Raw genomic sequence first — 8,544 nt, 5'->3', positions numbered from 1 at the left:
AGCAGTTCGTAGGGGAATCGAACCCCTGTTTTCGCCGTGAGAGGGCGACGTCTTAGCCGCTTGACCAACGAACCATAGGTCTTGTTATCTAATTATTGAATCTTTCGATTCTTAGCAGTTCGTAGGGGAATCGAACCCCTGTTTTCGCCGTGAGAGGGCGACGTCTTAGCCGCTTGACCAACGAACCATAAGTGCTTGTATCCTGCCGCTTCGCTTGCGACCTGTTTAATATAACAGAAACGAAAGCAGAATGCAAGCACTTTTTTATAAAATTGCAAACTTTTTTCAGATTATTGACTTAATTTGTTCCGCCAGCCTACATAAAGTCAAACAGCGAAAGCTGATTTGTCTCCGGCATTCCGTCCAGGATTCCAAGTTCACTCATCTTCTCGATGGTTCCCTTGCCGATCTTTGCACGCTCATTGATCTCCTCCTTGGAGAGGAACGGCCCCTTCTGGGCGGCATCGTAGAGCTGCTGTGCAGCCTTCTCTCCCATTCCTTCTATGGATGCGAAGGATGGCATGATCTTGCCGTCTATTATCTGGAACCTGTCAGCCTTTGCCTTGTATATATCTATTGGAACAAAGTCGTAGCCTCTTGCGTACATCTCGAGAACTATCTTCAGATCCTTGAGCTTGCCCTCGTCCTTGGCTGATCTCTTGTTCTTGTCCACCTTGCTTATCTCATTGATATGGAAGAGAACTCTCTCCTTGCCAAAGCACATCATCTCATAGCTGAAGTCATCAGCTCTGATACTGAAGAATGCTGTATAGTATTCAAGCGGATAATTGACCTTGAACCAGGCAATTCTCCACGCCATCATGACATAGGCCGCCGCATGGGCCTTCGGGAACATGTACTTGATCTTCTGACATGACCATACGTACCAGTCCGGTACTCCGTGGGCAGCCATCTCCGCCTTCCAGTCATCCCATTTGTCACATTTGCCCTTGGCAACTATTCCTTTACGGACTTTCTCCATGATATTGAAGGCAAGTCCGGCATCAAGTCCCATGTGTATCAGATAAACCATAATATCGTCACGACAACAAATGGCTGTCGATATGGTACACTTGCCCGACTTGATGAGCTCCTGCGCGTTGCCCAGCCATACATCGGTTCCATGCGCCAGACCCGCTATTCGCACAAGATCTGAGAAACATGTCGGCTTGGCATCTATAAGCATCTGCATAGCAAAGTCTGTTCCGAACTCCGGCACCCCCAGGCTTCCAAGAGGTATCCCATTGATATCCTCCGGTGTGATCCCCAGCGACTTTGTGCTGTGAAACAATTCCATGACATCCTTGTCATCAAGTCTTATCTTTGTGGCATCAAGTCCCGTCAGATCCTCCAGACGCCTTATCATAGTCGGATCATCATGGCCGAGAATATCAAGCTTCAGCAGGTTATGATCGATTGAATGGTACTCAAAGTGCGATGTGATAATATCCGACGTCACATCATTTGCCGGGTGCTGTATAGGTGTAAATGAATATATCTCCTCATGTCTCGGAAGGACTATCATACCACCCGGATGCTGCCCCGTGGTTCTCCTGACACCGGTACATCCCAGGGCCAGACGCTCCATCTCGCATCTTCTCTTTGTGACCGTTGCATTCTCCTCAGCGTACTTCTTCGCGGCCTTCTCATCCATTCCGGACGCCTTGGCCTCCGCCATGAGATCCTCCTTGGAGTGATCCTTGAAGTAATTATACACATAACCAAATGCTGTCTTTTCCGCAACACCACCTACGGTTCCCGCCTTGAATGCCTTGCCCTTGCCGAAGAGTACCTCGGTGTATGCATGTGCCTTCGACTGATACTCACCCGAGAAGTTCAGATCGATATCAGGCTCCTTGTCTCCGTTGAATCCAAGGAATGTCTCGAATGGTATATCGTGTCCTTCCTTTATAAGCGGTGTTCCACAATTCGGACAGTCTCTGTCCGGCATATCACATCCGCTCATTCCCGAATACGACTTTACAAGCTCTGAATCAAAATCCACAAAGTGGCATTTCGGACAGATATAGTGAGCCGACAGCGGATTTACCTCCGTGATACCGGCCATTGTTGCGACAAATGAAGATCCAACCGAACCTCGGGAACCAACCAGATATCCGTGGTCATTGGAATCCCACACAAGCTTCTGTGCGATGATGTACATAACCGCAAATCCATTTGAAATGATGGAGTGCAGCTCCCTGTCAAGTCTCTCCTGAACCTGAGGTGGCAGGTCTGGGCCATATATCTCATGTGCCTTGGTATAACATATATCCGTAAGTGTCTGATCCGAATTCTCGATGATAGGAGGCGCCTTGTCCGGTCTGACCGGCTCTATCCTCTCTATCATGTCCGCTATCATATTCGTGTTTGTGATGACGACCTCCTTGGCCTTGTCACTTCCAAGATACTGGAACTCTGCCAGCATCTCCTCCGTGGTACGGAAATACAGCGGTGGCTGCATATCAGCATCGTCAAAGCCCTTGCTCTTCATGATGATCGCCCTGTATATATAATCCTCAGGATCAAGGAAATGCACATCACAGGTTGCGACCACTGGCTTGTTGAACATCTCTCCGAGCTCCACGATCCTCTTGTTGTATCCGATCAGATCGTCCATGGTCTTTGGATTCCTTGTATCCCTCGTCATGAATTCATTGTTGCCAAGCGGCTGTATCTCAAGGTAGTCAAACCAGTTGACCAGTCTCACTATCTCCTCATCCGACGCATCATCAACTATGGCACGGAACAGCTCTCCCGCCTCACAGGCAGAGCCTATTATCAGACCCTCTCTGTATTTGTTGATGAGACTCATCGGCATACGCGGCCTTCGCGCAAAATATGTCAGATGAGACTCAGATATGAGCCTGTACAGATTGACTCTTCCTATCTCGTTCTTTGCCAGGATGATTCCGTGATATGTCTTATCCTTTTTGATCGCATCAGGTGAGGTGCTTCCAAGGACATTTAGATCATCCATGGTCTTAACATCTCTCTCCTTCAGCATGTCGAGTAGCTTGAAGAATACTTTCGCCGTGGCCTCCGCATCGTCTATGGCTCTGTGGTGATGCGCATTCACGACTTTGAGTTCCTTACACACTCTGTCCAGAGTGAATTTTCCAAGCTCCGGCAGAAGTATATGGCTGAGCGTCATGGTATCCAGAACCGTGTTGTCGAACTTAAGTCCAAGCTCCTCCGCATTCATTCTCACAAATCCCGTATCAAATGACGCATTGTGGGCAACCACGATATCGTCACCGCAGAACTCCACAAATCTCGGCACGATCACATCGAACATCGGCGCATCCTTTACCATATCATCATTGATGGATGTGAGCTGTTCTATCTGGTATGGGATAGGCACACCCGGATTTATAAACTCCGAGAATGTATCTACGACCTCTCCGTCCTTCACCTTGACCGCACCGATCTCTATGATCTTGTTGTGCTTCTTGGAAAGTCCCGTTGTCTCTATATCAAATACCACGTATTCCGAATCAAGGCTCTGATTCCTTGAGTTCTTGACCAGATCCTTCAGGTCATCGACAAAGTAACCCTCGACACCATATATGATCTTGAAATCTTTTCTGAGTCCCTTTGTATGGTTTGCTATAGGGAAAGCCTGAACAACACCGTGATCCGTGATCGCTATGGCAGGGTGTCCCCAGTCGCTGGCACGCTTCACGATGGTCTCTATATCGACCACGCTGTCCATCTCGCTCATCTTGGTATGCATGTGAAGCTCGACACGCTTCTCAGGATATGTATCCATACGAGGTACACGGAAGTCCTGAATGTGCTTCATACCGAGCACTCGGCATATCATAACCTCCTTGGCATACGAGTCGAACTCGGCAAGGCCCTTCATCCTATAGAACTTACCCTTCTGTATCTCCTCGCGGTAGACCTCCATATCCTCAGGACTGCAGAACATCTTGAAGCCTATGGTGTCTGTGAAATCTGTTATATATCCCGTCAGTATGATCTTGCCATTTCGGAGCTCTCTCTCCTCAGTGCTCATGATCTGTCCGTGGATGACGACCTCTCCGATACCATCGTTGATGCTGGATATCTCAAGCAGCTTGCCCTCCACATCTCTTCCTATGAACACCTCTGGATCATCTGAATATCTTCGCCTTCTTCCGAACTTCTCCTTTTCACCGCCATTTTTCTGGCCTGAATCGCCGCCGGAGGATGCAGGAGCAGCCTTCTTCTCATCAGGCTTGTGTCCCTCGCTCTTCTTATCTTCCTTCTTCGACACTCCGAGCTTATCCTTGTCCACGGCCTTTCCATCCACGATGATGTCGCCATGATCCCTGAGGTTGTTCAATATGGCATCTATCTTCTGCTGCTCAACAAGTGCACTGGCTCTCCTCAGCTTCTCCTTGTCCGCCTCACTGTACTCAAATGCAACATTGACATTCAGGTCAAATCTCTCCTGGAACATCTCCTCCATATACGCCTTTATTTTCTCAGCGTGTATATGCGCTATCTTACTGTCCTCTATAGCTATGGTTATCGCGTCTCCGTCACAGTACAGTTCTCCTATCGATCTGGATATAAGCCTGTAGCCCACATTGCTGAATGATCTTATATCGTAAAGTATGCTGTCCTGATATGCTTTGACTATTGCTTCGAGATTGTACTGTGTAGAAAGTGTATAGTGTTCCCGTATCTGGACCGTATACCTTTTATTGCCAAATACAAACTTACGGATACACTCCTCCGCCTTTTCTATATTCGGTCTGCTTATTATATGTCTCGATCTTATGTCAACCTGCAGGATATTTTTACTGTCATATATCGTGACTTTTGTCACATACACCTCGGTGAACAGACCTGCAAGCTCCTTAGTCATCTCCACTCCGGGGAACACCGTCATGAAGAGCTCCGCCTGCTCATTTCCGGCATCTGAAACCGCCGTTGCAGAGCCATCACTGACCACGTCTTCGTCCTCGGCATCTTCCTCCATATCATCTGCGATATGCCAGTCCGAGTCGTGAACATCCGCCTGGGTGTACGATGCGCTCTCCTGCTGCATATCAGCATACATCTGGCTCTCATACATCTCCTGTTCAGCCATCTGGGCTTCATAATCCATCTGAGTCTGCATCTCATCGGCATACATCTGATCTATATTCTCTTGTTCCCAAATACGATCTTCGTTGTTCAATCCTATTCACTCCAATTATCTAACTCGCGCTTCAGCGCCGGTATAAATTCATCCTCACTGAGTTTGCCAACTATCTCACCCTTTTTGATGAGCAGTCCGCAGCCCTTGCCTCCTGCAATACCAAGGTCTGCCTCCTTAGCCTCTCCCGGGCCGTTCACCACACACCCCATAACTGCGACTTTAATATTGAGATGGTCATAGTCTGACACAAGCTTTTCAACCTTGTTTGCAAGTCCGATAAGGTCAATCTCAGTACGTCCACAGGTCGGACATGACACAAGCTCTACTCCGCCCTTTCTGAGTCCAAGAGCCTTGAGAATAAGCTTTGCCGACAGGATCTCATCCACCGGATCTCCTGTCAGGGACACTCTTATCGTATCGCCTATTCCCTCATGGAGTATGATTCCAAGTCCCACCGATGATTTGATATTTCCTCTTGTGACGGTTCCTGACTCTGTGATTCCCACATGCAGAGGGTAATCTGTCTTGTCCGCGATGAGCTCATGGGCTCTCACGCACATCATAACATCAGACGACTTGATGCTTATGACTATGTTGTGATAGTCAAGCTCCTCGATCATGCGCACCTTGTCAAGAGCGCTCTCAACTATTCCCTCTGCGGTCACTCCGCCGTACTTCTCCACGAGATTCTTCTCCAGAGAACCACTGTTTACACCGACCCTTATAGGAATATTTCTCTTTCTGGCAGCCTCGACTACCTTTGCCAGCTTCTCCTGTCCTCCGATATTTCCCGGATTTATCCTGATCTTGTCCACACCATTTTCTATGGCCTTTATGGCAAGCCTGTAGTCAAAATGTATGTCGCCCACAAGCGGAATGTGGATCTGTTTCTTTATAGCCGGGATTGCATCTGCTGCAGCCTCATCGTTTATCGTACATCTGATTATGTCACATCCGGCCTTCTCAAGCTGGAGTATCTGTGCAACCGTAGCCTCCACATCGCTCGTCTTTGTGTTGGTCATGGACTGTATAAGTATCGGATTGCCTCCGCCTATAACCCTGTCACCTATGTGGATCTCTCTTGTCTTCATATATACTCACAGCGCCAGTACATAAGCACTGGCGCCTTTCCTCCTTCTTTAATTGTCTTTAACTGAAAAATACATTCTTTATATCATTGAACAATATTACGACCATGAGGATCATGACCAGCACAAATCCCACAAATGTGACTATGTTTTCCTTGTCCTTCGGAACCTTCCGCCTGGTTATAAGCTCGATCAGCAGGAACAGGAAACGTCCTCCGTCAAGTCCCGGTATCGGAAGCATATTCATGATTCCAAGGTTGGCCGAGAGAAGCACTATATAGTTCATCCAGTTGAGGAGAACCGTAAGGACATCGACCTTTGCAGCCTCATTGAACGTATCGTTCATGGACTTTGCCACACCCACAGGGCCGGACACCTCATCTGAGCTGACCTGTCTGGTGACTATGAGCTTAAGGCTCAGGAACGTGGCCTTGACCCAGTATCTGACCTCATAGGCAGAATACTTCATCAGCTCGCCAAAATTCTGTGGCAAGACATAACCGCAGCTTACGATTCCCACCTTATAACCTGCACTTGTCTCCACCGGATATACAGTCGTATCGTACACCGTGCCATCCTTCTTCTGCATCTTGAGGTCTATAGGAGAACCGTCCCCGTATATCTCAAGATATATCTGAAGCTCCCTGAAATTCTTGATCTTGCTTCCGCCGATCTCAAGGACGGTATCTCCATCCTCTATCCCGGCCTGCTCCGCAGGATAAACTCCATTGAACTCCTTGACAACATCCGCATACTCGCTTTCCTTCGCCATCTCGCTGTCGTACACCCTGCCGATAGTCGCAGGATCTGTACCACAGAAGTGGATTATGACCGCTGAAAAGATAAATGCTATAACTATGTTCATGAACGGACCGGCAAGAACCTCCGCCATACGCACCCATATAGACTTCTTCTCAAATGCGTTCTCGTCATCCTCATGACCTTCCTCGCCTTCGCTTAGCAGCATACAATAACCGCCCAGAGGTATGAGTCTCAGTGAATACTGTGTATCCTTCTTGGTAAACGAGAAGAGTTTTGGGCCAAGTCCCATGGAAAACTCAATTACCGATATATGATTGATCTTTGCGACAATAAAATGTCCAAGCTCATGAAAAAATATTATCACACCAAATACTAGAATTATGAGAATTATGTTCAATCTACCACCTGCTTTCTACAAAATCATATACCCAGCGCTCAGTGTCAAGTATCTGTGACACGTCAGGGTTTTCTATAACTGTATGACTCGCCATACACTCCTCTATTATCCTGTATATATCGAGGAAGCGTATCTTCCTGTCAAGGAATTTTGACACTGCGCACTCATTTGCCGCATTGAATACAGTCGGCATTGAACCGCCATCTGCTATGGCAGAATACGCATACTTTAATCCCTTAAATGTATCCATGTCCGGCTTCTCAAGAAGAATCGAGTTCATAGTCCAGAAGTTCAGTCTGTCACCGGCCATGTATCTTCTCTCCGGATAACACAAAGCGTACTGTATCGGAAGCTTCATGTCCGGAGTTCCAAGCTGTGCTATGACTGCGCCATCCCTGTACTCAACCATCGAGTGGATTATGCTCTGTGGCTGGACTACCACCTGGATATTCTCCGGCTTCACATCAAAGAGCCACTTTGCCTCTATAACCTCAAGTCCCTTGTTGACCATGGTTGCTGAATCTATTGTTATCTTTCTTCCCATACTCCAGTTTGGATGCTTGAGCGCATCCTCCACCTGAACATTCTCAAGAAATGCGGTATCCTTTCCCCTGAAAGGCCCACCTGACGCTGTGAGCAGTATCTTCTCCACATCGCCGTGCACATTTCCCTGAAGGGACTGGAATATAGCGGAATGTTCGCTGTCAACAGGCAGTATCGCTACATTCTTCTCCGCCGCCAGCGGCATGATGATATGTCCCGCTGTCACCAGAGTCTCTTTATTGGCAAGTGCTATGTCCTTTCCCGCATTTATGGCTGCTATAGTCGGTCTTATTCCGATCATGCCAACTATTGCCGTGACAAGGATGTCTGATGACGAAAGCTCTGCTATCTCTATCAATCCGTCCATGCCCGCAACAACTCTTATGTCAGTGTCCGCAAGGCACTCTCTGAGTCTCGCAGCATTCTCTTCGCTCCATATTCCAACAACCTCAGGCGAAAACTCCCTCGCCTGTTTTTCCAGGAGCTCTATATTACTTCCGGCGGCAAGCGCCACTATATTCAGATCTTCCTGAACCCTAACTATCTCAAGGGTCTGTGTTCCAATTGAACCTGTAGAGCCAATTATCGCTACATTCTTCATGTTATCCTCCTGTATCCGG

4 protein-coding genes and 2 tRNA genes are annotated in these 8,544 nt (G+C 47.8%); all 6 read right to left on the bottom strand.

All coding sequences use genetic code 11. The features are described 5' to 3' along the window. Nucleotides 1-2 precede the first annotated feature (2 nt). Nucleotides 3-74 (bottom strand) — tRNA-Glu (locus tag ABUA34_RS04190). Nucleotides 75-115: 41 nt separating this feature from the next. After that, a tRNA-Glu gene (locus ABUA34_RS04185) sits at nt 116-187 on the bottom strand. A 129-nt stretch (nt 188-316) separates the two neighbouring features. Beyond that, nucleotides 317-5,128, bottom strand: coding sequence for a PolC-type DNA polymerase III (locus ABUA34_RS04180; RefSeq protein ID WP_349818416.1), 4,812 nt, complete (start codon nt 5,126-5,128; stop codon nt 317-319). Between the two features lie 47 nt (nt 5,129-5,175). After that, on the bottom strand, nt 5,176-6,225 hold the full coding sequence (gene ispG / locus ABUA34_RS04175) for a flavodoxin-dependent (E)-4-hydroxy-3-methylbut-2-enyl-diphosphate synthase (protein WP_022216771.1): 1,050 nt from the start codon (nt 6,223-6,225) through the stop codon (nt 5,176-5,178). A gap of 58 nt (nt 6,226-6,283) precedes the next feature. Beyond that, nucleotides 6,284-7,381, bottom strand: a complete 1,098-nt coding sequence (locus tag ABUA34_RS04170) for a M50 family metallopeptidase (RefSeq protein WP_055144682.1) — start codon at nt 7,379-7,381, stop codon at nt 6,284-6,286. A 1-nt stretch (nt 7,382) separates the two neighbouring features. Continuing rightward, the gene (gene dxr / locus ABUA34_RS04165; RefSeq protein WP_055280012.1) at nt 7,383-8,525 is read right to left on the bottom strand and encodes a 1-deoxy-D-xylulose-5-phosphate reductoisomerase; all 1,143 of its coding nucleotides are present in this window, start codon (nt 8,523-8,525) and stop codon (nt 7,383-7,385) included. Nucleotides 8,526-8,544 lie beyond the last annotated feature (19 nt).

It is taken from the genome of Coprococcus sp. RTP21428st1_C9_RTP21428_210409 (assembly GCF_040227395.1).
In the GTDB taxonomy this organism is placed as follows: domain Bacteria; phylum Bacillota; class Clostridia; order Lachnospirales; family Lachnospiraceae; genus Coprococcus; species Coprococcus aceti.
Note: the sequence above shows the minus strand (reverse complement) of the source record. Positions and strands in the feature narration are given on the sequence as shown.

Coding starts and splice junctions, on each gene's coding strand:
- ABUA34_RS04180 (WP_349818416.1), bottom strand. CDS start 5,128: ATGTATGCCGATGAGATGCAGACTCAGATGGATTATGAAGCCCAGATG.
- ispG (WP_022216771.1), bottom strand. CDS start 6,225: ATGAAGACAAGAGAGATCCACATAGGTGACAGGGTTATAGGCGGAGGC.
- dxr (WP_055280012.1), bottom strand. CDS start 8,525: ATGAAGAATGTAGCGATAATTGGCTCTACAGGTTCAATTGGAACACAG.